This is a genomic window from Brevibacillus nigriterrae (genome assembly GCF_049846925.1).
Classification (GTDB): domain Bacteria; phylum Bacillota; class Bacilli; order Brevibacillales; family Brevibacillaceae; genus Brevibacillus_H.
This window is the reverse complement of the sequence record NZ_JBNCMT010000023.1, coordinates 72,500-95,903: the sequence shown is the minus strand read 5'-3', so window position 1 is coordinate 95,903 and position 23,404 is coordinate 72,500. Positions and strand designations below refer to the sequence as shown.

Here is a 23,404-nt window from a genome sequence, read left to right as displayed (position 1 = left end):
ATATTCCGATGCCTCAATTTATCGGCTTGAATCGTGCATCTGCCGAAGAACAATTGAAGTTACAGAATTTTAAGGACTATCAATTTGTTGAGGAAGAGGACGATAATGCTCCACCGGGGCAGGTCATTCGCCAGGAACCGTTAGCTAACTCCCAAATTGTTCCAAAGGAAACGAGTGTTCGACTGATCGTCAGCAAGGGCAAGAAGTATGTGAAAATGCCGAATGTCGTGGGAGACAGCATCGACAAAGCAAAGCTGGAGCTCTTAAAAGCCGGACTGGCAGAGGGCCCGATTAACAGGGAACCATCCTACACGGTTACTGAGCCAGACGTGGTTATCTCGACCCATCCGTATGATGCCAATATGGATGTGGTAGCAGGACAACAAATACCACTTACCGTCAGTAACGGTGAGTATCCGGCAGATGCCAAGGTAGGCACGTACGCCGTTCCGGTCGAGCTTTTTGAGGGTGAGACAGCAGAGATTAAGATTGTAGTGGACGATGCCCGGGGTAATCAACAAATCGCCTTCCAGGAAACCATTCAAGCATCAACCGAGTATAAAGTACCAATTGTACTGTCGCCAAACAAAAACGGTACAATCGAAGTGCTGAAAAATAACGCTACATTTGCTAAATACGTGATAGAGTATCGTAATTTTCCTTAAAGTGTTGGAGGGACATGCATGCCAGAAGGTCGGATCGTGAAAGCTCTCAGCGGGTTTTACTACGTGGCTGATCAGGACCGTATTATTCAATGCCGAGCTCGTGGACTGTTTAAAAAGAAAGATGCCAAAGTAAATCCTTTGGTGGGAGACTGGGTTGTCTATGATGCTGTAGGCGATTCAGAAGGCTATGTCATGGAGGTCAGTGAACGGTCAACAGAGTTGATTCGACCACCGATTGCCAATGTAGACCTGGCTGTCCTCGTATTCTCTATGAGAGAGCCGGGATTCAGCTCCACACTGTTGGACAAATTTCTCGTTCATACCGAACATGCAGGGATCCGTGCGATTATCGTATTGTCCAAAGCCGATTTGGCTGATGAGGAAGAAGTCCAGGAAATCGTGACAAGGTACAAACGAATTGGCTATCCGGTCATCCCGACATCGACCAAGAAGCAGTATGGATTTGAAGAAGTGAATGCGCTTCTGGCTGATCATATTTCTGTATTTGCAGGACAATCGGGGGTTGGCAAATCTTCCTTGATCAATGCACTGTTTCCAGGAATGAGTTTGCAGACAGGACAGATCAGCCAAAAGCTGGGCCGCGGGAAGCATACAACGCGCCATGTGGAGCTGATTTCGCTTGCAGAAGGCGGATACGTTGCGGACACCCCTGGCTTTAGCTCTCTGGAGTTCATCGGATTGGACAATCTGGAGCTTGCTCAATCATTTCGTGACTTTGAGCAGGTAAGCGACCAGTGCAAGTTTCGAGGTTGCCTTCACCTGCACGAGCCAGGCTGCGCAGTGAAATCAGGAGTGGAATCGGGAGAGATTGATCCAGAGCGGTACGAACACTACAAAATGTTTACAGAAGAACTGAAAGAATACCAACGGAGGAATAAACCATGGTAAAAATTGCACCATCCATCCTATCAGCAAACTTCGCAAAACTGGGAGAAGAGATTCTAGACGTCGAAAGAGGCGGAGCAGACTGGATTCACATTGATGTAATGGATGGACATTTCGTTCCCAACATAACGATCGGACCATTGGTGGTAGAAGCCATCCGTCCGATTACCAAGCTTACCCTCGATGTCCATCTGATGATCGAGAATCCTGACCAGTACATTCCGCAGTTCGCCAAAGCAGGTGCAGACATTATTGCGGTTCACCAGGAGGCAGCGAGACACCTGCATCGAAGCATTCATTTGATCAAAGATCAGGGGGTAAAAGCGGGGGTCGTACTGAACCCGGCAACACCGCTGGTTACGATTGAATCCATGCTGCCCGATCTGGATATGGTTCTGTTGATGACAGTAAACCCTGGATTTGGCGGACAGAAGTTTATTCACAGTGTTCTACCAAAAGTGAAAGAGCTGCGTAACATGCTGGATGAGCGAGGATTGTCCCATGTCGAGATTGAGATCGACGGTGGAGTGAATCAAGAGACGGCGAGATTGTGTGAAGAGGCAGGAGCAACAGTCCTTGTCGCTGGAAATGCGGTATTCAATCAGCCAGATCGTGCAGCAGCCATTGCAGCGATTCGTGGAAAATAACACCTAGAGATATACAGAAAGCACGTGCAGTGATGAGCACGTGCTTTTCTTCCATATGGAAATTAGCGAAAACTTATATGGGATGAGGTGTGAAGATTGAGATTAGCCTATCTGCAACTGGCATTGTCCATGGCTTTTGTAGGTATAAATGTGGCTGTAGGGAAGGTGATTGTACATGAAATTCCGATTTTTCTGTTTTCAGAGATCCGATTTCTCATCGCTTTATGTTTTTTGATTCCCATGTTGTATTACAGTCCAAAAAAGGACAAAGTAGAATTGCAAAAAAGTGACTGGAGCTATTTATTCCTGCAATCTTTCTTTGGCGTTTTTTTGTTCAGTCTACTGATGCTATACGGAGTACGGTTTACATCTGCCACATCTGCTGGAATTATCACAAGCACGGTGCCGGCCGTCATCGCCTTATTGTCCTTTTTCTTTTTGAGGGAAAAATTATCACTGCCGCAAATTTTTTCAATTTTCCTTACAGTAGTAGGCATTTCCATCATATCTACGCAAGCAGGACCCGCATCTCTAGATGAAGAGAACCTCTTTTGGGGCAATCTTCTCGTGTTAGGTGCGGTTATCTCGGAAGCCTTGTTCACTATTTTTGCAAAAAAACTGTCTGATAAACTATCTCCGATTCAAATGGCAATTGGCGTAAATGCGATCGGTTTTGTTCTGTTTTTACCATTTGCCATCAAAGAGGCGTTTACCTTCAGCTTTAGTCAACCGGGGATAACGCTTTGGCTCTTGGTTTTCTATTACTCAATCACGGCGAGTGTGCTCTCGTTTGTTCTGTGGTATAAAGGTGTTGCAAAGGTGAAAGCAAGTGTAGCCGGGCTATTTACTGGCTTCCTTCCTGTATCGGCAACACTGGTAGGGGTTTTACTGTTGAATGAGTCTTTTGGGTGGAGTCAGACGATAGGAATGATTTGTGTTCTCGTTGCAATTTTTTTGGGAACGAGGGAGAAAGAAGCTGTATAATAAATCCATGGCACATGCCAAAAATAAATCAAGCTGGTTAGAGAAGACACTCCCTGCCTGTTTGAACCATTGAAATGACCCTTTATTCTTAGAATTTACAAGTTTGGGGCCCCGCCGACGATGCTCAGGACGTGCGAGTGTCGATGATGCAACAGGGATGTTGCGTTTAGTCGACCGCTAGCGATTGCTTGTGTCGGGTGGGTTTTAGAAGGAGGCATGTGCATGTCAACTGCCATAATCACTGTACGCACCCCTAAGTAGGGGGTGTTGGATCTGAACCGCCTTAGACGGAGGTTTGGATGAAAAAACAAGTATATCTGTACGTGAACGGGTTGTCTGACCTGGGTTCTCGTATGCATTTGATAGCCGTTACTGCTCTTTTGCTTACGTTTGAAAATCCCGCGTTTTGGTTAATGGCCTTCTTTGTTGCCAGACAGGTCGGTGGACTGTTGTCCAGTGTCGTAGCGGGTATTGTGGCGGATCGTTATGATCGCAGAAGGTTGATGATGATAAGTGACATCGTCTGTGGCAGTGCATTGACCTCGATTGTCCTGATGCCTCATCCGCTTACCGTGGTGCTCTCAGCCTTTTTGCTCGGTGTCTTCTATCATGTCTTTCAGGTGAGCTATCAGGCATCCATCCCTGAATGGTTCGCAGATGAGGGTGTGAAAGGGACAAATGCCAGGATTATTCGATTGGAGTCTCTTGCAGGAATTATCGGCTTTACTGCGGGTGGAGTACTTGCCGATCAACTGGGGTACGAATGGGTGATTCTGTTTGATGCAGGGACGTTCTTTTTGTCGGCTATCGTTTTGCGGTATCTGCGGTGGAATAGTACATCTGCTAGGCAGGCAGCATCTCGACATCTTTTCCAAGAGATTAATGAAGCCATCACCTACGTCAAACACAACCGCTTTTTCCTGTATTTGATGATCATAGGGTTTCTTTATACGTTGGGGGGAACCTCCTGGAATTATGGTCTGCCGATCTTGTCCAATGCGATGGAGCATCCTTCCACGATGCACGGACTCATGTGGTCAGCGGTAGGAGCGGGTTCCTTTGCAGGATCATTATTCTGGGGGCGCATCAAGTGGTCTGTCATGAGTATGCTTGTTGGAAGCATGGTTTGTTTTTCGGGGTTCATCGTGCTTGCCTTCAGTACGTCGGTGCCAATCCTGATACTCCTTGCGCTGTTCCTGGCGGGTCTGTTTGATTCAGCGACTGCTCTGCAATCTCGCACCCTGTTGCAACAAAGCGCCAACGAGCTGCGTGGACGTATCATGGGGTTTCAGTCATTACTGACGAGATTTGGGTTTCTGCTCGGCTTCCTAGTTGCTCCGATGATTGTCGCAACCTGCTCCGTCCTTGGACTGAATGTACTCATTCACTCGATGTTGGTAGTCGCAATGGTCATCCTGTACCGACCGATGAAGCAACTGTATAAGGGCTAGTGTAAAAGATAAAAAGCTGTTGGGTCATAGATAAGGACCCAGCAGCTTTTCTTTTTGCGTGCAAAGCTATACCGTTGTGAAAAGGCGAACCAGCAAGGCAATGCGAGAGGGAATAGCATCGATGACGATGTGTTCATGGGAGGCGTGAGCACCGTCGCCAACCGGGCCCAGTCCATCCAGTACAGGTGTACCTACGGAAGAGACGAAGTTGCCGTCACTTGTGCCACCGACTCCAATCTCACCCAGCTCCAATCCTTCCAGACGTGCTTGCTCCTTGGCATGGAGGAACAACTGCTCTGTTCCTGCGGTGCGTTCCATTGGCATTTTGTCGATCCCACCGGATATTGACAGGCGGGCATCGGGATGATAAGGCTTCAGTTGTGCCATCAGACGATTGATCCGTTCGGCTTCCGACTGTTTGCTAATCCGCACATCGATCATCGCTTCTGCCAGTTCGGGAATGACATTGGAGGCAGTACCTCCAGTAATTTTTCCTACCGATAATGTGGTGCCAAGCTCGTAATTCGTCCAACCTTGAATGTCCAGAATATGGCGGGACAACTCTTCAATGGCGTTCACTCCGCTGGCATGGTCATTTCCTGCATGCGCTGCACGTCCATGAACGGTTAGAACGAACTCACCGCCACCTTTGCGGCTCGTCTTCAACAATCCATTGCCAAAAGCAGGCTCAATCACAAGTGCACTATTACTTCGGGAGGCTTCTTTCTGAATATGCAGCTTGGAGGATGGACTGCCCACTTCCTCGTCGGTATTCCAGAAAAACACGAGCTTCTTTCGCAGTGGAAGCTGATTTTCAATAATGGCTTGCAGGGCGTAATAGGTAAAGACAATCCCTGCTTTCATGTCATAGACGCCAGGTCCATAGAGCTTTCCATCAATTATCTGACATGGCTCCTGTATGAGCGTCCCGATTTCCTTCACTGTATCAAAGTGCCCCAGTACTAGGGTTTGTTCCTCACCTTTACCGTAAGTAATACGTAGCTGATTGCCATACTCCGCTTGAGAAATGGTCTCCACCGTGCAACCAAGTCTTGCAAACTTATGAGTGATCACCTCACCTAGCGCATCAACAGCAACTTTATTGTGAGTTGGAGTCTCTATTCGGACAAACAATTGGAGGTCTTCCATGATCTCATCTAGTTTTTCTGAAAAATAGGCTGTCCAATTCATTGCCATATGTATTCCTCCCGAATCAATAGAAGTTTTGCCTATTAATAATCTAACATGTTTTAGGGAAATAATATTTATAATCTTTAATACTGGTAGTCTTTGTTGTAACCTCAGGAGCAAAATAGTAATTGGATTTTGTAGATTTCTGAATAATCTTAATTGCGGAACTAGAATAAAACAGGTTGAAATTGTTTTGGAAATGTTTAAAATAAGCATAGTGTTGAATATTTATAAATCAGCGAAATGAGCAAAAACCTTGCAGGGCATAATACTCTTTACTTGCAGATCAGCTTTTATCAACGATTTATACATTATACGTAAATCTGTAGGAGGACAAAACAATGAAAAAAATGAAATCGCTCATGATGCTCGCAATCTCTTCTGTATTAGCTATCTCCGTGTTGGCTGGCTGTGGGACCGCAAATAAAGACCAGGCAAACCAAGGTGGACAAGCACCAACGCAAAAACCAAAGATGGTAATGGGTACTTCAGCAGATTACCCTCCATATGAGTTCCATGATACATCAAGCGGCAAAGACGAAATCAAAGGCTTCGATATTGATATCGCTAACTATATTGCGAACGAAATGGGCTTTGAACTTGAAATCAAGGATTCTGACTTCAGCGGCCTCATTCCTGCTCTTCAATCCAAACGTGTAGATTTCGTCATGGCTGGTATGACACCGACTGATGAGCGCAAGCAAAGCGTAGATTTCTCTGAGATGTATTACGATGCGAAAAATACCATTGTAGCAGCAAAAGGAAGCGGACTGACAACAACTGATATGCTGACAGGCAAAAAAGTAGGCGTACAGCTTGGTTCCATCCAACACGATGAAGCAAAGAAATTGGCTGAAACCGTCCAAGGCTTGCAAGTAGTTCCACTCAACAAAATCGGGGATATTATCCAGGAGATCAAATCAAACCGTATCGACGCAGCGATCATTGAAGACACGGTAGCAAAAGGATATACGGCTTCCAACCCTGACATCGAGTTCAATACAATTCCAAGCAATGGTGAAAATGGTTCGGCAGTAGCATTCCCTAAAGGCTCCACGCATGTGGAAGACTTCAACAAAGCGATCAAGAAGCTCAAAGATTCCGGTGAAATGGACAAATTGATCAAAAAATGGTTTGAAAAACAATAAGATACGGTTGTAAGGAGGATGTAGGGCATGGATTTGGATTTTTCACGAATCGTGCCCTCTATCCCTTTTATTTTGCAGGGGATATTGGTCACGCTTCAATTTACCTTACTTTCGGTTGTATTCGGATTCATATTAGGTACAATTCTTACCTTATTTAAAATTTCATCGATTAAAGTACTTAAAGGCTTTGCCGTTGGTTATACATCCATCTTTCGAGGAACACCACTGATCCTGCAGTTGGCTATTGTCTATTATGCAACTCCTCAATTAACCGGGTATGACATCAGTGCGCTTGCGGCAGGGGTTTTTGCCTTCTCGCTTAACTCTGCTGCCTATATTTCCGAGACGATCCGTGCCGGGATTATGGCTGTGGATAAAGGGCAACGGGAAGCTGCTATGGCATTGGGTGTCCCGTATCGTCGGATGATGCTCGATATTATTTTTCCGCAAGCACTCAAAAATATCTTGCCTGCACTGGTAAACGAAAGCATTGCTCTTTTGAAAGAATCAGCTCTCGTTTCCACCATTGGTTATATGGATTTGATGCGTCGTGCGGATATTGTTCGTGCAGAGAAATATATCTACTTTGAACCATATCTGTTCGTAGGCTTGATCTATTACTGTCTCGTCATGGCGTTAACCTTGGGAGCACAGGCACTGGAGAGGAGGTTGCGTCGAAGTGATTAAAGTTGAGAATTTGCACAAGTCGTACGGTAAATTAAACGTATTGAAAGACATTTCCACAGAGATTAAAAAAGGCGACGTGGTTGCCATCATCGGTCCATCTGGCTCTGGTAAATCGACGCTGCTCCGCTGCTTGAACTTGTTGGAGACGCCTACCCAAGGCCATATTTATATTGAAGGTACGAACATCACTGCACCTTCCACGGACATTCTGAAAATCCGCCAAAAGATTGGTATGGTGTTTCAGCACTTTCACCTGTTCCCGCATATGACCGTATTGGAGAACTTGACATACGCACCAATCAAAGTCAAAAACATGAGCAAAGAGGAAGCACGGAAAAAAGGAATGGACCTCTTGAAGCGTGTCGGATTGGCTGACAAGGCGGATGTTTATCCGAATCGCCTGTCCGGTGGTCAAAAGCAGCGGGTAGCCATTGCCCGCTCACTGGCAATGGAGCCAGAGATCATGTTGTTTGACGAGCCGACTTCTGCACTAGACCCAGAGATGGTAAAAGAAGTATTGGAAGTAATGAAGTCTCTTGCTCACACGGGTATTACCATGGCAATCGTGACTCATGAAATGGGCTTTGCCCGTGAAGTGGCGGATCGTATCTGCTTCCTTGATGAAGGAAGACTGGTCGAAGATTCTTCACCTCAAGAGTTTTTCACCAACCCAAAAAGTGAGAGAGCCAAACAATTTCTCGAAAAGATGCTGTAAAAAGAAATCCGCTTGCGCCATGCAAGCGGGTTTTTGCATATTTGCTTGTGCAGAGTTAGTACGTGAGGCAGACGAATTGATGTACAATGGAAAGAAAGGGAAGAAAAGGAGTTGATTCGAATGAATTCTCAGGAGTTTGTAGACCGCCGTCAAAAGCTTGTGGAGAAAATGCCTGATCAATCTGTGCTTGTTCTTTTTTCAGGTATTACCAAAACCCGTACATACGACGAAAAATATCCGTTTTCACCTGATCGCAATTTTTACTACCTGACAGGAATTGCGAGACATAAACTTGTGTTGATGATAACCAAACGCGCTGAAGTTGTATCAGAAACGCTATTTCTGGAGCGTCCCAATGAATTGGAAGCCAAGTGGACGGGAGCGGTATTAAGCGCTGAAGAGGCGAAGGAGATTTCTGGAGTGGAGAGCTTCGCTTTCCTGGATGAATGGCTGGATTCTTTTGGAACCTTTATTTATCGCAATGATGGAAAGTGTAACATCTACCTTGATTTGGACCGGATTTCATGGGAGGACGAATCGTCGCCTGCTGAAAACTTTGCTAGTGAAGTGCAGACCAAGTATAGAGCTTTGCCGATCATGGATGCGAGTCCATGGATGAAAGAAATCCGAACGGTGAAGACATCTGCAGAAATTTTGGAAATCCGCCGGGCCATTTCAATCACGGACGAGGCTGTTCGACGCATATTGGCACATGCAACCCCCGGAGTCATGGAGTATGAGCTGGAAGCCCATCTCGACTTTGTTGCGAAATCTCATGGGGTCAGGGAACTGCCGTATGTTCCAATCGTAGCTGGTGGTGTAAATGCTACCGTATTGCATTATTCCGATAACGATCAAAAGGTGGAAGACGGGGATCTGGTATTAATCGATCTGGGTGTGACATCCAATTATTACGCATCAGACATTACCCGTACATTTCCGGTGAATGGCAAGTTTACGGAGCGGCAGAGATTGTTTTACGAGCTTGTCCTCGAGGCACAACTCAAGACGATTGAGGCAGCGAAGCCAGGGGTCACGCTGCTGGACCTTAACAATGTAACCAAAAGAGTCCTTGCTGACGGGTTACTTCGCATTGGCTTGATTCAGGACGACAAGGAGCTCTCCAACTATTATTATCACGGAGTCGCTCATCATTTAGGCCTGGATACACATGATATTGCTGAACGTGGTGCTGTTTTGAAAGAAGGCATGGTCATTACGATTGAACCTGGAGTGTATGTTGCGGAAGAGTCGATTGGGATCAGAATAGAAGATGACATTTTGATCACAGAAAATGGCTGTGAAGTTCTGTCTTCCCAAATTCCCAAACAGGCGGATGAACTTGAAAAAATTATGCAAAACAAGAGATAGCTCTCTAATTTCTTATCTACCGACATAAAGGATGTTTTCAATGACAAGGAAAAGACGCACCATACATATTTGCACAGGGGGGAACCTTGATGTTCTCCCTGTTGTTCAAGAAAACGACACGATATTTGGTGTAGACGGGGGAGCGATTCGGCTACTGGATCAAGGCATCGTCCCGAACATGGCGATTGGAGATTTCGATACGATTGGTGAAGAGGGGATTTTGCGTTTGCAGCAAGCAGGGGTGCAGATGGAGCAGTATCCGAGTCATAAAGATTTGACGGATACCGAAATCGCCATCGAAGTGGCCGTGGCACTCGAGCCCGACGAGATCATCCTGTACGGGGCCTTGGGCAGTCGGATGGATCACACCCTGGCAAACCTGCAATTGTTGCAAAAGGCACAGCTAGCGGGTGTCTGGATGCAGATTGAGAGCAAACAGAACAGGGTGTTTCTTTTGTCGGAGCAGTTTCCGCAATTCACCATTTCCCGTGACCACTTTCGATTCATGTCTCTTTTGCCCATGTCTGAAAAAGTGACAGGGATAACGTTGGAAGGATTTATGTACCCGCTCCATGAGGCTACCATCGAAATGGGGATGGCGATTGGGGTGAGCAACGAGTTCTTGCATGAGACGGGTACAATCGCCCTCAAACAAGGGAAATTGTTCGTCATGCTCACCAATGACAATTAATCTTTTTTACACAAAAAACCAGCAGGTGCATATAGATATTTGGTAGGGGCAATTATGTTTATTTAATTTTTTTCTATTCATTTGTCACCTAGACACATGTTTGACCTTGGGTGGAATAAGATGTAATAACAACGTACGGATTACGCCCTTGAGGAGGTGCCTATAGGACAATGGGATTTCGGTTGTTTTTTTTGCGACAAGGTAGCGCTGTGAAGCGAATTTTGGGCGTTATTCTCGCTGTAACAGGTATTTCCATCCTGTTAAGTACGGCACCTCCATGGGTGTGGTATGCCTTCTTGGGAGTGGGATTAATGGGGGCTGGGTGGTTCTTGTATCAACATAAGTAATTCCGGTAAGGAGGGGTTAGAATGCGGTTTTATACAATTAAGCTACCAAAATTCCTCGGTGGTATGATTCGGGGGATTATCGAGGCGTTTAATAAGAAGAAATAACAGAGCGCATGTCGATAAGCGTTTTTTTTGGTTTTATCGACAAAAAAAGCACCTAAAGAGGTGCTTTTTTTCGCATCATAGTAATACAACTATACGCGAGTTACAAGGCCGGATTTCAAAGCCTTGGTGCTAACATATACGCGTTTTGGTTTGCCATTTACGAGAATACGCGTTAACACCCCAAGTACGGCGAGTAGCGCGCATGGAGTGGGAGCGTGCATTTCCAGCTTTAGCAGATTTACCAGTAACGAAGCATTTGCGAGACATGTATTTCCACCTCCCTTGAAGACAGTGAAACGATAATGCTCTAAAAAAGAGCAGTACAGACACTTGAACTATAGTAGCATAGGTATCTGTCAATTGCAATACTTGACACCTGATTTTAAAAACGATTTAATCGGGCAAAAAGTACGCATGATAAGGCGGAAAGGTGAAAAAACTTCACAATACTTCTGTTTTCAGATAGAATTAATAGAAGTGATAAAAAATCGCTTATGCGGTTTCACTAAAAAAATAACGGTAGGGGCCGTTACGGAGGAGGAATCCTTGCATGACAGTGGAAATGAGCACACCGTTGGGTAAAATCGATGTATCAGAGGAAGTTATCGCCCGAATTGCTGGTGGTGCGGCAATGGAAGTTTTCGGTCTAGTCGGCATGGCCTCACGAAAAGCATTCAAAGACGGCATTGCAGAGATTTTAAAATTGGACAACTTGAGTAAGGGTGTTGTAGTCCATAATCACGAGGGTGAGGTTAGCCTCGATATGCATATCATCGTCAGCTACGGAACCAAAATTTCCGAAGTTGCCGGTAATGTTCAGCGTCGTGTGCGTTATACGCTTGAACAAATGGTTGGTATCGATGTCCCGGCGATTAACATCTTTGTACAGGGAGTCCGAACAGATCGGGAAATGTAAGGAGGAACATGCGTGATACATACGCGACTCGATGGCGAGCTATTAAGTCAAATGGTTTACCTGGGAGCCAGCAATCTACATAAAAATGTAAAGATCGTTGATGCCCTCAACGTGTTTCCAGTACCGGATGGAGATACAGGAACCAACATGAATTTAACCTTCTCTTCCGGAGTGGATGAATTGTCTCGCAAAGAATCGATTAAGGTGGGCGAATCAGCGGCAGCTTTAGCCAAAGGTCTGCTCATGGGGGCGAGAGGCAATTCGGGCGTAATTTTGTCCCAGTTGTTCCGTGGCTTCAGTAAATCGGTTGCAGGGAAGGATACAATTAATTCCCGCCAGTTTGCTGATGCCTTGAAGCAGGGTGTTGATACCGCCTACCAGGCAGTGATGAAGCCTGTGGAAGGAACAATTCTTACTGTTGCTCGTGAAGCAGCCGATATGGCTGTGAAGTATGCGAGAACGATGGATGACATTGTTCAGGTAATGGAAAAAACGCTGGAATACGCCAAAATCAGTTTGAACCGTACACCAGAATTACTGCCAGTCTTAAAAGAGGTTGGCGTAGTTGATTCAGGTGGACAAGGTCTTGTCTTTATATATGAAGGGTTTCTCCGTGCACTTCGTGGTGAGACCGCTGAGAATGTGCAGAATGCTTCCTCAGTTGCGGTGTTGGATGCCGATCTGGATCAGATGGTGGAAGAGCACCACAATGCACAGATTCACATGAAAACAGAGGATATTACATTCGGTTATTGCACAGAGTTTATGGTGTGGCTCACTCATAGCACTGAAACTGGCAAAAAGCCGTTTATTGAGTCTTCTTTCCGCAATCATTTGGATAAAATGGGCGATTCGTTGCTTGTGGTATCAGATGATGAGATCGTCAAGGTGCATATCCATGCAGAGAATCCAGGCGAAGTTCTGAATTACGCACAGCAGTTCGGAAGCTTGCACCGTTTGAAAATCGAAAACATGCGTGAGCAGCACAGCACGATTTTGCAAAAAGAAGCAGAGCGCAAACAAACGGCTGAGCCAGTGACGCCGCCACAAGAGAAACTTCCTTATGGCTTGATTGCGGTTGCTGCCGGTAGCGGGATTGCAGATATTTTCCGCAGCATGGGTGTACATGTCGTGGTCGAAGGTGGACAAACCATGAACCCGAGCACGGAAGACTTCATGAACGCAATCAACGGTTTGAATGCGGAGAAAATTATCATTCTGCCAAACAACAGCAATATCATTATGGCTTCCAATCAGGCGAAGGACCTGTCGGATATACCAGTTGCCGTTATTCCAACAAAGAGTGTTCCGCAGGGGATGGCTGCCTTGGTGGCGTTTAACGGCGGGGCAGACCTCGATAGCAATGAGCAGGGCATGACGGCTGCTGCAAACGCTGTCAAAACAGGCCTTGTTACTTTTGCCGTACGAGATACGCAAATGGGTGAAGTAACGATTAAGCAGGATGACTTTATTGGCATTGCTGACGGTAAAATTTTGGTAGCAGAGCCTGACATGATGGAAAGCGCCAAAGGATTGCTGAATCAGCTTGTTGATGAGGATGCAGGATTGGTTACGATTATCTTCGGTGAAGGTGCTTCGGAAGACCAGGCAGCGGAGCTGGAAGAGATGCTGTCAGAAGCATTCCCTGATGTAGAAGTAGAAATCTACGCAGGAAATCAACCATTGTATCCATTCATTTTTTCTGTTGAATAGACATAGCTTGATGGTAAGAGAGGCTCATCCCACATTGTGGACAACCTCAATCTGTTAGGAGAGGGGGGTATTTAATGGCGCAAGTTGTCATTTTAACGGATAGTGCAGCTGACATCGATCAAGCTACACGCAGCTCACTTGGAATTGAAATGGTTCCGTTAAAAGTAATTTTTGGTCAAGAAAGCTTTCTCGATAGTGTGACAATGAATACACAAGAGTTTTTTGTTAAACTTAAGGGTACCGATGTACAGCCGACTACCTCTCAGCCGTCTCCACTTGATTTTTTGGAGGCGTACAAGCAAATTGTAGAGAAGCATGGGAAAGACGTGCAAATTATCTGCCTCTTGCTCTCTGCTGCATTGTCTGGAACCTATCAGTCTGCAGTCATTGCCAAGACTATGTTGGAGGAAGAGATTGACATTACGATCATCGACTCCAAAAAAGCGTCGTTTATTCATGGAATTGTTACCGTTGAAGCAGCACGAGCAGTTCATGCGGGCAAATCCAAACAACAGATTTTGGACTTAATCGAACGATTATTACGTGATATTCAAGTTTACTTTATCGTCGACACACTGGAATTCCTGCAAAGAGGCGGTAGAATCGGAAAAGCTCAGGCAATGCTTGGTTCTCTGTTAAACATCAAGCCGATCCTCTCACTCGATCCAGAAGGACAAGTTTTTTCTTTTGACAAGGTGCGTGGAACCAAAAAGGCAATTGGTCGCATGCTCGAAGAGCTTACTTCCTATGCAGGCAAGGATTCAGTCAAAGTAGCGATTCTCCATGCCGAAGCAATTGATGAAGCCAAATCATTGTTAGAGCGAGTCAAAGAAGAATTTACAGTTACCGAGACATTTATTCAGGAACTCGGACCCGTAATAGGTACCCACACAGGGCCAGGCACATTGGCTTGTGTGATGATCAAAACAGCGTCCTATCAGTAATAGATAAAGAGCAGCTAGCCTTTTTTGCAAGGCTACTGCTCTTTCTTATTGGCAGTAGTTTGTGCCTCGCCCAACCTAGCGATAGCTTGTGTCCGGTGGGTTCATTTCTCCTTGTATGTGTATAGCGCTTTCAGAGGGAGTAGGATACAATATATGAGAAGATGCCCTACGCATCCCAGATACACTTGATGGATAAATAAGGGATCGACCCGAACCTGGGAGGAGAAACAAGTGAAATTCAAAAGCGTATTTGATATTATTGGACCTGTCATGGTTGGCCCGTCCAGTTCGCATACGGCTGGTGCCGCTCGAATTGGCCGTGTGGCTCGAAGCTTTTTTGGACGTCAGCCCAAGAAAGCAGTCATCACCTTTTACGGGTCTTTTGCCAAGACATACAAGGGACATGGCTCTGACGTTGCGACGGTTGCAGGTATTCTCGGGTTTGATACATTTGATTTACGTCTAAAGGATTCCCTGCAAATCGCAAAGGATAGTAACATTGAGATTGTTTTGCAAACGTCCGATGAGCTGACCGATCATCCAAACACGTCACGTATCCAGTTAAGTGATGATGCTGGCACATTGGAAATGGTAGGAATCTCGATTGGCGGCGGCAAGATCGAAATCATTGAAGTTAACCATTTCCCGTTGAAGCTCTCTGGTAATGCACCAACGATTATGGTATTGCATGAAGACCGTTACGGCATGATTGCAGGAGTGTCCAACATTCTGACCAAGTACGAAATGAACATTGGTCATATGGAACTGTCCAGACGAGAGCGTGGACGTGAAGCACTGATGGTTATCGAAGTCGATTCTGTCATCACCTCTAAACTTGTAGAAGAGATCGAGCAGATGCCGCATATTCTCCAAGTGTTGGTTTTGGCACAAGCATAGGAATTTTAGGATAAAGGGGTTGTCATCATGTTTCGCAACGTTGCCGAACTAGTGGAATTGGCTTCATCCGAAGGCAAACAGATTTCACAAGTAATGATCGAAGCGGAAATGAAAGTCTCTTCTCGCAGCCGTGAAGACATCATGAAAGAGATGTACACCAACTTGGACGTGATGGAAAAAGCGGTTCAGAGAGGATTAACAGAAGATATCAAGTCGCACAGCGGACTTACTGGCGGAGATGCCAAGAAGCTGCAAACCTACATGAAAGAAAAGCCGTTTCTCTCCGGCCCTACTTTGCTCAATGCGGTAAGTATGTCTGTCGCCGTCAATGAAGTGAATGCGGCAATGGGAACGATTGTGGCGACACCAACGGCCGGGGCCTGTGGAATTGTACCTGGGACGTTGTTTGCCGTGACAGAGAAATTGAATCCGACACGGGAGCAAATGGTCAACTATTTGTTTACTGCCGGAGCGATCGGATTTTGTATTGCTAACAACGCATTTATTTCAGGAGCAGCAGGCGGATGTCAGGCAGAGGTTGGGTCTGCTACGGCAATGGCCGCTGCCGCGATTGTCGAGATGGCAGGAGGAACACCTGAGCAATCGTCACAGGCTGTTGCCATTGCTCTGAAAAATATGCTGGGACTCGTCTGTGATCCCGTTGCTGGTCTCGTGGAAGTACCTTGTGTGAAACGCAATGCCATGGGTGCGGCCATTGCTACGGTTGCTGCCGATATGGCGCTCGCCGGAATCAAAAGTGTAATCCCGACTGATGAAGTAATTCTCGCCATGTACCGGATTGGCTGCACGATGCCGACAGCGCTCAAGGAAACGGCACAAGGCGGTTTAGCGGCTACGCAAACTGGGCGTCAAATTGAAGCAAAGGTATTCGGCATACCTTTAAACTGTAGCCAACAGTGATGAGTGATTGGTTGACTAGGCCCGTTACCACTCTGTCCGGGATTGGGGAGGAGCGGGCCAAGGATTTGGCAGTCTTGGGAATTCAGACGATTCGGGACCTGGTGGAGTACTTCCCTTCTCGCTACGAGGATTATCGGATTCGAGATCTAACCGAAGTGAAGCATGGAGAGAGGGTCACACTCGTAGGCACAGTGTACGGTGAACCCTCTGTTCGCTTTTATGGCAAGAAGAAGTCACGGATTTCCGCCCGTATGGTGATTGATCGTGTTGTAGTAACGGCCGTCTGGTTCAATCAGACGTTTGTGAAAAAACAGATATCACCCGGCAAGGAAATCATCGTTACAGGGAAATGGGACAAGCATAAGCTGCAAATTGTTGTCAGTGAAATGACAGAAAACAATTCCATGCGTGCACAGACCCGAGCCGAATTGGTACCCGTCTATCCCTTGGGTGGCGAGGTGACAATGCCGCTTTTGCGCAAAGCAATCGAGCGTGCCTTGAATCAATTTGGTGCGTATATACCGGAAATCTTGCCGCATGATTTGGTGGAGCGTTACCGCTTAATGCCTCGTGCAAAGGCGATACAGTTGATTCACTTTCCCGTTGACATGGATGAGGGGAAGCAGGCCAGACGCCGGATCATGTTTGAGGAATTGTTTTTGTTCCAGTTAAAAATACAGGCACTCAGACAAATTACACGCTCACAGACGAGCGGACATGCCCAGAGCATCCCGATGGATCAGATCAGGGAATTCGTCCGTGCGCTGCCCTTCCCGTTAACAGGGGCGCAAAAACGAGTGATTAAAGAAATTCTGGATGACATGCAGGCTGATTACGGAATGAACCGCCTTTTGCAAGGGGATGTAGGATCTGGTAAGACCGTGGTTGCGGCAATCGCCCTTTATGCAACGGTGAAAGCAGGGTATCAAGGTGCCTTGATGGTGCCGACAGAAATCCTCGCTGAGCAGCATGTGAAGTCTCTTCAAGCACTGCTTGAGCCGATGGGGCTGCAAATTGCTTTATTGGCAGGCTCACTTACCGCCAAAAAACGGCGTGATACACTCGCTTCCCTGCAAATGGGTCTGATTGATGTGGTTGTCGGAACGCATGCACTTATTCAGGAAGATGTGTTTTTCAATAAATTAGGGCTGGTCATTACTGATGAACAGCATCGCTTTGGTGTGGAGCAGCGACGGATTCTGCGCAACAAGGGCTTATCACCCGATGTGCTGTTTATGACGGCTACACCGATTCCACGGACATTGGCAATTACCGCATTTGGCGATATGGATGTCTCCACCATCGATGAGATGCCGGCAGGACGCAAGCCGATCGATACTAAGTGGGTAAAGCACGAACAGTTTCACTCCGTACTCGAAGAAATGCGTCAGGAGCTGCGGCAAGGCAGACAAGCCTATGTTATCTGCCCGCTGATTGAAGAATCGGATAAACTGGATGTACAGAATGCGATCGATGTGCATTTTCAATTGTCGACGTATTTCAAAGAATACAACGTCGGCTTGATGCATGGACGCTTGCCTGCCAAGGAAAAGGATGAAGTGATGCAATCATTTGCAGCAGGAGAAGCGCAAATTCTTGTTTCGACGACAGTCGTAGAGGTCGGAGTCAACGTACCGAATGCCACGTTTATGGTGATCTACGATGCCGAACGGTTCGGTCTTGCCCAACTGCATCAGTTGCGTGGTCGTGTCGGACGGGGGGCTGACCAGTCGTATTGCGTGCTCATCGCCGATCCAAAATCGGAAGTGGGTAAGGAACGCATGCGAGTCATGTGTGAAACGAACGATGGCTTCGAGCTTTCCCAGCGTGATTTGGAGCTGCGTGGGCCGGGGGATTTCTTCGGGACCAAACAGAGCGGGTTGCCTGAATTCAAGGTGGCTGATCTGTTAAGTGATTACAAGGCCTTGGAGGTCGCTCGTCAGGAGACTGTTCAATTGGTGGCAGATCCTCATTTTTGGGAGGATGCTACCTATGCTCATTTGCGTGAGTACTTACGGGAGCAAGGTGTACTGGAAGGTGCGGTATTTGACTAAGGGATGCAACGTTGAAAATAACAGTAGAGAGTTTGGAGTCAGGGAGGGAGACTGAAGATGAAGGATTGGTTCAAAAAACTGGTACAAAATGAAAAGGGTATTTCGTTTTATCAAATCTTGCTGATTATCGCAAGTATCGGGGTTGTCCTGACACTGGTAGTTCCTGCTGTGACGTGGATGCAAAAGGATAATTCTCCTGAGAAGCAGCGTGCCAACGCGATTCACATCGTAGAATCTGCCAAGAAGTTCATTGTTGCCAACGGATACAAATCGGAGAATAACGAAACAGTGACACTGCGTTATTTTGAACCGGTGGATAAGAACAAGGTGGAGAAGGAGATTAGCCTGGAAGCGAACAGCTACATGACAATCTCGCTCAAGGACTTGAAGGAGAGCGGTATTTTCAAATCGGTTGACGATCCGAAGACAGGTGAGGACTACGATTTGGAAAAAACCATCGTATACATTCAGGAAGATGCAAGCAAACAGTTGAACTACTGGGTCACGCTTGCTTCCGGCACCAATGCCTACTTCGATAAAATGCGGTATGAAGATGTGCTTGATGGGGATGCAAAGGTAAAGCAATAGTTACTATGAGGTTAAAAAGGGGCCCCATCCAATGTTAGCGAAAAGCTACTATCGGATGGGTAAAAAGACGCCAAGGAGCTTTTCTCCGAGGCGTCTTTTTGGCTTCTGTTTTGGTCATCATTTCATTGGAGAGGACCTGTAACATTGAGATATATCCATTTGCCATCTTTGCTTGTGCCAAGGACCGGATGTGCGGTCTGGAGAATTTGCCTTGATTCTCCGGTGTCTACATCATACAAGTGCAGTCCTGCCTTTTTTATAGGAGCCCTTTCCAGATTATCAGGAGGGATGCTCATGACTAATTTGTGAGTGCTGCCCAGCCAATGTTCTGAGAAGGGCATCTCAAGAATTCGTTCAGTACCTTTGTATAGCCCGCCATTCCAGTAGATCTGATACACTCTGTCTTCTGAACTGATGAATCCAGACCATTGCTCAGGCTCCACAGGAGGATTCCAGGCAGTGACCTGGTTTGTCTTCCAACTGTATTGATAGCGGTTTTCTTTGTATTCCTCATGGTTTCTCATGGCGAAATAGACATTTTCTCCATCGTCATAGAAGCTCGAGCCGATTTCTGCATCAGATACTTCGCTATGTGGAACTTCCCCTTTCAGTGCTTGGGGGATACGTGTCTGTTTTTGGGTTGCCAGCTCAATAATGACGAGATCGTAATCTTTTTGCTGTTCCTTGGTTCCTACGGCAAGGAAGAGGTGTGTGCGTTTTTTGCTAAAGTTTGCTCCGTGGACAAAGCCATCCATTTTGATTTTGGTGACTGTATCACTTGCCGGCATTGTTACACCTTTAGCGGGCTTGTGATAAAAGAAGCCTCTGGTATCTGCGAAAAACTCGCCTTCTCCCAGGTAGTGCGTCATCAGCTCCACCGGGTATTTGGTGAGTTGATCAGTCTCGAAGTCATAAACCGCATGTAATTTAGGGTAGATTGCATCACATTCGCAGTATTTCGTATAACGATACAAGAGGGCATATCGATCATTCCCTAAACCCACCTGGTTCCAGTGGTAAGGCTCTTCCTCATTTGTCACCTGCTCTGCTCGTTTGCCGTCAGATGAGATTCGCCAAAGCTGCGGCTGTGTGTAGAGTGTTGCGAGAAAGGTAGGTGGCTCCTGCAGAATCTGCCCTTTTTTTGTCTTGGCTCCTTTGACATTGATGTCATACTGATGCCCATACTCCGGCTGCTGCAGCTCGGGAACTTCGACGATCAGGTGTAGCTGACGGTCACTCGTCCATGTAAAGGTAAAGCTGGGGCGCTTCTCTGAGGCTTGATGATCTTCTTTCATATCGGTATTCGCCTTTATCGCAGACTCCACGGAAGCAGGGTCCATCGCTTGGCGGAAAAAGAGCGTGTATTTCTGCGGTGTGGTTGCAACTACGGTGCGAATCGGCGAATGGAGTCTCGGTTCTTCATCGAGTTGGATTAGCACATCCTCCTTCATATTTTCATAAGCATAGGGAATTTCTTTTGCAGGAATGGTTACTGGTTGAGGCAGTTCTGGCTTCGGGACAATCTGGATTTCCTCCTGATTCTCTTGCTGGGGAGGAGCTGTACTTGTTGTTTGTTCTGCTGTGGTCTGCAGCGTGGTTGTTGGTTGAGCAGGCTCTGTCGTTGGCAGTGCAGCAGGCTTCGTCATACATCCTGCCAGTAAAACGGTTACGAATAATGAAACCATTGCTTTGTTTTTGCTCATGCCCTCAGGCTCCCTTGTATGAACTAAGATATTTGTTATACGTCGCTCTGCTTTGTTTCGTTACACCGTCAGATGCTTTCTATACAAAAAATTTCCAGACAAATGGAGGTATAAATAAGAACGTTTGTTTGCTATAATATAGAACAGATGTTCTTATTTTTATTCTCTCTTACTGGGCCAACATAATACTTCAGATGGGCTGGGAGGTAAATGACTTTGCAACAAGGCAAAGGGAAGCGGGTTATTTTTCTGGCTGATATGCAGAGTTTCTATGCAAGTGTCGAGAAGGCAGCTAATCCACTGATTCGCGACAAGCCAATCGTCGTAGCGGGGGACCCGGAGCGGCGCAGTGGTGTTGTCCTTGCTGCTTGTCCGCTAGCCAAAGAATATGGAGTGGCGACAGCAGAGACACTTTGGCAAGCGCAACAGAAGTGCAGGCATCTGGTGGTAGTCAAGCCCCGCATGGAGAAGTACATTCGTGTTTCCCTGCAAATTACACAGATTTTCGAGGCGTTCACAGACCTGGTTGAACCGTATTCGATTGATGAGCAATTTCTTGATGTGACAGGAAGTACTTCCTTGTTTGGTGAGCCGTGGCGCATTGCTGAAATGATACGTGAACGCATCTGGCTCGAAACAGGTGTCGTCTGCCGTATCGGGATCGGCGAAAACAAGGTGCTTGCCAAGATGGCCTGTGATAATTTCGCCAAGAAACAGGCGGCTGGTATCTATTGGCTTCGTAAAGAAGAGCTGGCTGATACGCTGTGGAAGCTGCCGATTGAGAAGTTGCTTGGTGTCGGGTCACGGATGAAACGGCATTTGCACCAGATGGGCATTTATAAAATTGAACAATTGGCAAACCTTCCTCTCTCTTCTCTAACCAAGCGGTGGGGAGTGAATGGGGATGTTTTGTGGAGAACCGCACATGGGCTGGATGACTCTCCCGTATCCGCAAAGTCACATGAGCGTCAAAAGGGAATCGGGCACCATATGACATTGCCACGCGACTATCATACGGCAAAAGATATCAAGGTCATCTTGCTGGAATTGTGCGAAGAGGTGTGCCGCCGTTCTCGCAGCAAACAACTGATGGGGCATGTTGCTTCCGTCGGCTGTCGGGGAGCGAATTACGATGTGCCCACAGGCTTTTGGCGTCAGATCAAGCTGCCTGAGCCAACCAATGATGCAATGACGCTGTATCAGGCCGTCCTGCTTTTGTTTGAGCGATTTTGGGATCACCATCCGGTTCGAAGTGTAGGCGTTCACCTCGGTCAACTGGAGCCAGATGATGAGATTCAACTCAGCTTGTTTGAGGATAAAAGCAAACAGCGCTCGCTTGCCTCTGTGATGGACGGGATTCGAGCAAAATATGGAAAAGATGCGATTCTTCGTGCCGTGTCACTGCTGGATTCAGGGCAGGCCAAGGAGCGGGCACGCAAGATAGGAGGGCATTATAAATAATGCAAAAAGATGAGCTGGCAAGCTTGCAGGAGCAACTGCGGGAGTGTGTGCTTTTCGGATTGTTGTTCAAGGCCGCTATGGCTGATTTGACAGTTATGCATCAATTGCCGCTGTCGCTGTCTTATCATGCCTTGTTAGAGGGCTTATCCTGTTGGGCAGAAAAGCAGCATATTCGCCTGAAGCGCTGTCTTCGTCAAAAGGGATACGAGCTGCTCACGAGCAAAAAACAAGACCATCTCTACTGTGTACAGGTTCGTTGCAACGGCTATTTACAGGAAGCGGTTTACTCCATTGAATTGCTGCGGGCGGAATGCCAGCAGCGTGTACGCATGTGGGTGACAGAAGAGAGAGAGGTTGCGAGTGAAACGGGATAAGACGATTTCGAAAAAAGAAAATTTGTTTGCGGCCAGTCGGTTCGTGTTGCCAGAACACCGTGAGTTATATCTGCAACTAAAAGAAGATCAGCTTCGATATGTGCCGCCTGTGCTGGATGAAGATGAGAAGGCGGAGTTAAGCCAGTCAGTGTGGGAGGGTATGCGTGAAAGAGCAACCCTGCGTCTGCAGTATTACGATGGGCGGGTGTCCCAGGAAATACGTGGCTTGGTGACCCATATCGATCAGGCGGCAAGACGGTTGAAAATGAATACATTACAGGGTGTAAAGTGGATTTCTTTTGATGTTTTACTGGAAGTAGAGCGATTGTAGATGAAAACAGGAGAGAGAAGAGCAAAATAAGCGAAACAGCATTTTGCGTCGTAATGGTTGCGAGAAACGGCTGAAATTTGCGTGTTTTTGTGCCAAAACGCTTTTTGCATGAAAGTTGCTTTCGCTGTATCTTAGTGAGGGCAGCAAACACGTCAATACAAACTGGCGAGCCAAAGACGTTTTTAACAGAAAAAGGGGATATTCATGCAAGCACAAGAGATGGGCGTAATCTTAACCAAGCACGCAGAGTTACTGAACGCCAAGCGATGGACCGACTTCATTCAACAGCTAGAGTGCAAGGGGTTGTATATGGTAATCGAGACAGACACCAATGGCAAATGTTTAAGCCCGTTGGGAGGATTGATGCCAATGCCGTGCAAAAACGAGACTTTTAACGTCCTAACCGCAGAGGAACTGGAGGCCAAAGGGTTGCCGATCGGTCATCACGTCCTCGCCAGACAGCGGGAAACTCAGATGAAATAACAGACACCACACAAACAGACAAATAAACAACAACGCAAAAGCTCTTTCCGACAAGGGAAAGAGCTTTTCTTGGTAGATTTATAAGTTTGGGGCCCCGCCCGATGCCAGCGA

General features: G+C 46.7%; 26 protein-coding genes and 1 pseudogene. 23 read left to right on the top strand and 4 right to left on the bottom strand.

Translation table 11 applies throughout. The features are described from left to right. The 4 genes from ACPW7N_RS17370 to ACPW7N_RS17355 all read left to right on the top strand — a co-directional run. The coding region (locus ACPW7N_RS17370) for a PASTA domain-containing protein (protein WP_425652374.1) at window positions 1-665 on the top strand (665 nt) is incomplete at its 5' end. Between the two features lie 18 nt (window positions 666-683). After that, the gene (gene rsgA / locus ACPW7N_RS17365; RefSeq protein ID WP_425652373.1) at window positions 684-1,574 is read left to right on the top strand and encodes a ribosome small subunit-dependent GTPase A; all 891 of its coding nucleotides are present in this window, start codon (window positions 684-686) and stop codon (window positions 1,572-1,574) included. Continuing rightward, window positions 1,568-2,218 (top strand): ribulose-phosphate 3-epimerase, encoded by a 651-nt coding sequence (gene rpe, locus ACPW7N_RS17360; protein ID WP_425652372.1) that lies wholly within the window; start codon window positions 1,568-1,570, stop codon window positions 2,216-2,218. The genes rsgA and rpe overlap by 7 nt, the downstream gene beginning before the upstream one ends. Before the next feature lie 96 nt (window positions 2,219-2,314). Next, complete coding sequence (locus tag ACPW7N_RS17355; protein WP_425652371.1) at window positions 2,315-3,202, top strand: DMT family transporter; 888 nt, start codon at window positions 2,315-2,317, stop codon at window positions 3,200-3,202. A gap of 95 nt (window positions 3,203-3,297) precedes the next feature. On the opposite strand, the gene ACPW7N_RS17350 is transcribed toward ACPW7N_RS17355, so the two are convergent. Beyond that, window positions 3,298-3,444: a hypothetical protein gene (locus ACPW7N_RS17350; protein ID WP_425652370.1), complete on the bottom strand. Its 147-nt coding sequence runs from the start codon at window positions 3,442-3,444 to the stop codon at window positions 3,298-3,300. A 57-nt stretch (window positions 3,445-3,501) separates the two neighbouring features. Here ACPW7N_RS17350 and ACPW7N_RS17345 point away from each other — a divergent pair, with 57 nt between their 5' ends. Continuing rightward, window positions 3,502-4,653: an MFS transporter gene (locus tag ACPW7N_RS17345; protein WP_425652369.1), complete on the top strand. Its 1,152-nt coding sequence runs from the start codon at window positions 3,502-3,504 to the stop codon at window positions 4,651-4,653. A gap of 66 nt (window positions 4,654-4,719) precedes the next feature. On the opposite strand, the gene ACPW7N_RS17340 is transcribed toward ACPW7N_RS17345, so the two are convergent. Continuing rightward, window positions 4,720-5,850 carry a M20 family metallopeptidase gene (locus tag ACPW7N_RS17340; RefSeq protein ID WP_425652368.1) on the bottom strand — a complete coding sequence of 377 codons (1,131 nt, stop codon included), beginning with the start codon at window positions 5,848-5,850 and terminating at the stop codon, window positions 4,720-4,722. A gap of 335 nt (window positions 5,851-6,185) precedes the next feature. Here ACPW7N_RS17340 and ACPW7N_RS17335 point away from each other — a divergent pair, with 335 nt between their 5' ends. The 7 genes from ACPW7N_RS17335 to spoVM all read left to right on the top strand — a co-directional run bounded on the left by ACPW7N_RS17335 (window position 6,186) and on the right by spoVM (window position 10,908). Beyond that, window positions 6,186-6,992, top strand: coding sequence for a transporter substrate-binding domain-containing protein (locus ACPW7N_RS17335; RefSeq protein ID WP_425652367.1), 807 nt, complete (start codon window positions 6,186-6,188; stop codon window positions 6,990-6,992). A gap of 27 nt (window positions 6,993-7,019) precedes the next feature. Then, on the top strand, window positions 7,020-7,679 hold the full coding sequence (locus tag ACPW7N_RS17330) for an amino acid ABC transporter permease (protein ID WP_425652366.1): 660 nt from the start codon (window positions 7,020-7,022) through the stop codon (window positions 7,677-7,679). Continuing rightward, on the top strand, window positions 7,672-8,394 hold the full coding sequence (locus tag ACPW7N_RS17325; RefSeq protein WP_425652365.1) for an amino acid ABC transporter ATP-binding protein: 723 nt from the start codon (window positions 7,672-7,674) through the stop codon (window positions 8,392-8,394). The genes ACPW7N_RS17330 and ACPW7N_RS17325 overlap by 8 nt, the downstream gene beginning before the upstream one ends. A gap of 120 nt (window positions 8,395-8,514) precedes the next feature. Continuing rightward, window positions 8,515-9,765 (top strand): aminopeptidase P family protein, encoded by a 1,251-nt coding sequence (locus tag ACPW7N_RS17320; RefSeq protein ID WP_425652364.1) that lies wholly within the window; start codon window positions 8,515-8,517, stop codon window positions 9,763-9,765. A 40-nt stretch (window positions 9,766-9,805) separates the two neighbouring features. After that, a complete protein-coding gene (locus tag ACPW7N_RS17315) occupies window positions 9,806-10,456 on the top strand; it encodes a thiamine diphosphokinase (RefSeq protein ID WP_425652363.1) in 651 nt (216 codons plus the stop codon). A gap of 170 nt (window positions 10,457-10,626) precedes the next feature. After that, window positions 10,627-10,803, top strand: coding sequence for a hypothetical protein (locus ACPW7N_RS17310; protein WP_425652362.1), 177 nt, complete (start codon window positions 10,627-10,629; stop codon window positions 10,801-10,803). Between the two features lie 21 nt (window positions 10,804-10,824). Beyond that, window positions 10,825-10,908: a stage V sporulation protein SpoVM gene (spoVM, locus tag ACPW7N_RS17305; protein ID WP_005831022.1), complete on the top strand. Its 84-nt coding sequence runs from the start codon at window positions 10,825-10,827 to the stop codon at window positions 10,906-10,908. An 89-nt stretch (window positions 10,909-10,997) separates the two neighbouring features. Here spoVM and rpmB read toward each other — a convergent pair. Next, a pseudogene (rpmB, locus tag ACPW7N_RS17300) lies at window positions 10,998-11,175 on the bottom strand (50S ribosomal protein L28). Between the two features lie 283 nt (window positions 11,176-11,458). On the opposite strand from rpmB, the gene ACPW7N_RS17295 reads away from it, so the two are divergent. The 7 genes from ACPW7N_RS17295 (at window position 11,459) to ACPW7N_RS17265 (ending at window position 18,941) form a co-directional block, all read left to right on the top strand. Next, a complete protein-coding gene (locus ACPW7N_RS17295; RefSeq protein WP_425652361.1) occupies window positions 11,459-11,824 on the top strand; it encodes an Asp23/Gls24 family envelope stress response protein in 366 nt (121 codons plus the stop codon). A gap of 12 nt (window positions 11,825-11,836) precedes the next feature. Next, entirely contained in the window at window positions 11,837-13,537 is a 1,701-nt protein-coding gene (locus ACPW7N_RS17290; protein WP_425652360.1) for a DAK2 domain-containing protein, read from the top strand. A gap of 74 nt (window positions 13,538-13,611) precedes the next feature. After that, complete coding sequence (locus tag ACPW7N_RS17285) at window positions 13,612-14,481, top strand: DegV family protein (protein ID WP_425652359.1); 870 nt, start codon at window positions 13,612-13,614, stop codon at window positions 14,479-14,481. 231 nt (window positions 14,482-14,712) lie between these two features. Beyond that, on the top strand, window positions 14,713-15,378 hold the full coding sequence (sdaAB, locus tag ACPW7N_RS17280) for an L-serine ammonia-lyase, iron-sulfur-dependent subunit beta (protein ID WP_425652358.1): 666 nt from the start codon (window positions 14,713-14,715) through the stop codon (window positions 15,376-15,378). A gap of 27 nt (window positions 15,379-15,405) precedes the next feature. Continuing rightward, window positions 15,406-16,299 carry an L-serine ammonia-lyase, iron-sulfur-dependent, subunit alpha gene (gene sdaAA, locus ACPW7N_RS17275; RefSeq protein ID WP_425652357.1) on the top strand — a complete coding sequence of 298 codons (894 nt, stop codon included), beginning with the start codon at window positions 15,406-15,408 and terminating at the stop codon, window positions 16,297-16,299. Further along, window positions 16,299-18,353, top strand: a complete 2,055-nt coding sequence (recG, locus tag ACPW7N_RS17270; protein ID WP_425652356.1) for an ATP-dependent DNA helicase RecG — start codon at window positions 16,299-16,301, stop codon at window positions 18,351-18,353. Before sdaAA ends, recG begins: the two co-directional genes overlap by 1 nt. A 57-nt stretch (window positions 18,354-18,410) precedes the next feature. Then, complete coding sequence (locus ACPW7N_RS17265) at window positions 18,411-18,941, top strand: hypothetical protein (RefSeq protein ID WP_425652355.1); 531 nt, start codon at window positions 18,411-18,413, stop codon at window positions 18,939-18,941. A 122-nt stretch (window positions 18,942-19,063) separates the two neighbouring features. On the opposite strand, the gene ACPW7N_RS17260 is transcribed toward ACPW7N_RS17265, so the two are convergent. Further along, window positions 19,064-20,644 carry a hypothetical protein gene (locus ACPW7N_RS17260; protein WP_425652354.1) on the bottom strand — a complete coding sequence of 527 codons (1,581 nt, stop codon included), beginning with the start codon at window positions 20,642-20,644 and terminating at the stop codon, window positions 19,064-19,066. Between the two features lie 210 nt (window positions 20,645-20,854). Between ACPW7N_RS17260 and ACPW7N_RS17255 the strand changes: the two genes are divergently transcribed. The 4 genes from ACPW7N_RS17255 to ACPW7N_RS17240 all read left to right on the top strand — a co-directional run bounded on the left by ACPW7N_RS17255 (window position 20,855) and on the right by ACPW7N_RS17240 (window position 23,293). After that, complete coding sequence (locus ACPW7N_RS17255; protein WP_425652353.1) at window positions 20,855-22,105, top strand: DNA polymerase IV; 1,251 nt, start codon at window positions 20,855-20,857, stop codon at window positions 22,103-22,105. Continuing rightward, entirely contained in the window at window positions 22,105-22,479 is a 375-nt protein-coding gene (locus tag ACPW7N_RS17250) for a YhjD family protein (protein ID WP_425652352.1), read from the top strand. Before ACPW7N_RS17255 ends, ACPW7N_RS17250 begins: the two co-directional genes overlap by 1 nt. Further along, complete coding sequence (locus ACPW7N_RS17245) at window positions 22,466-22,810, top strand: YolD-like family protein (RefSeq protein WP_425652351.1); 345 nt, start codon at window positions 22,466-22,468, stop codon at window positions 22,808-22,810. The genes ACPW7N_RS17250 and ACPW7N_RS17245 overlap by 14 nt, the downstream gene beginning before the upstream one ends. Before the next feature lie 204 nt (window positions 22,811-23,014). Continuing rightward, window positions 23,015-23,293 (top strand): hypothetical protein, encoded by a 279-nt coding sequence (locus ACPW7N_RS17240; protein ID WP_425652350.1) that lies wholly within the window; start codon window positions 23,015-23,017, stop codon window positions 23,291-23,293. Window positions 23,294-23,404: the final 111 nt, after the last annotated feature.

Coding starts and splice junctions, on each gene's coding strand:
- rsgA (WP_425652373.1), top strand. CDS start 684: ATGCCAGAAGGTCGGATCGTGAAAGCTCTCAGCGGGTTTTACTACGTG.
- rpe (WP_425652372.1), top strand. CDS start 1,568: ATGGTAAAAATTGCACCATCCATCCTATCAGCAAACTTCGCAAAACTG.
- ACPW7N_RS17345 (WP_425652369.1), top strand. CDS start 3,502: ATGAAAAAACAAGTATATCTGTACGTGAACGGGTTGTCTGACCTGGGT.
- ACPW7N_RS17340 (WP_425652368.1), bottom strand. CDS start 5,850: ATGGCAATGAATTGGACAGCCTATTTTTCAGAAAAACTAGATGAGATC.
- ACPW7N_RS17335 (WP_425652367.1), top strand. CDS start 6,186: ATGAAAAAAATGAAATCGCTCATGATGCTCGCAATCTCTTCTGTATTA.
- ACPW7N_RS17330 (WP_425652366.1), top strand. CDS start 7,020: ATGGATTTGGATTTTTCACGAATCGTGCCCTCTATCCCTTTTATTTTG.
- ACPW7N_RS17320 (WP_425652364.1), top strand. CDS start 8,515: ATGAATTCTCAGGAGTTTGTAGACCGCCGTCAAAAGCTTGTGGAGAAA.
- ACPW7N_RS17315 (WP_425652363.1), top strand. CDS start 9,806: ATGACAAGGAAAAGACGCACCATACATATTTGCACAGGGGGGAACCTT.
- ACPW7N_RS17310 (WP_425652362.1), top strand. CDS start 10,627: ATGGGATTTCGGTTGTTTTTTTTGCGACAAGGTAGCGCTGTGAAGCGA.
- spoVM (WP_005831022.1), top strand. CDS start 10,825: ATGCGGTTTTATACAATTAAGCTACCAAAATTCCTCGGTGGTATGATT.
- ACPW7N_RS17295 (WP_425652361.1), top strand. CDS start 11,459: ATGACAGTGGAAATGAGCACACCGTTGGGTAAAATCGATGTATCAGAG.
- ACPW7N_RS17285 (WP_425652359.1), top strand. CDS start 13,612: ATGGCGCAAGTTGTCATTTTAACGGATAGTGCAGCTGACATCGATCAA.
- sdaAA (WP_425652357.1), top strand. CDS start 15,406: ATGTTTCGCAACGTTGCCGAACTAGTGGAATTGGCTTCATCCGAAGGC.
- recG (WP_425652356.1), top strand. CDS start 16,299: ATGAGTGATTGGTTGACTAGGCCCGTTACCACTCTGTCCGGGATTGGG.
- ACPW7N_RS17265 (WP_425652355.1), top strand. CDS start 18,411: ATGAAGGATTGGTTCAAAAAACTGGTACAAAATGAAAAGGGTATTTCG.
- ACPW7N_RS17260 (WP_425652354.1), bottom strand. CDS start 20,644: ATGAGCAAAAACAAAGCAATGGTTTCATTATTCGTAACCGTTTTACTG.
- ACPW7N_RS17255 (WP_425652353.1), top strand. CDS start 20,855: ATGACTTTGCAACAAGGCAAAGGGAAGCGGGTTATTTTTCTGGCTGAT.
- ACPW7N_RS17250 (WP_425652352.1), top strand. CDS start 22,105: ATGCAAAAAGATGAGCTGGCAAGCTTGCAGGAGCAACTGCGGGAGTGT.
- ACPW7N_RS17240 (WP_425652350.1), top strand. CDS start 23,015: ATGCAAGCACAAGAGATGGGCGTAATCTTAACCAAGCACGCAGAGTTA.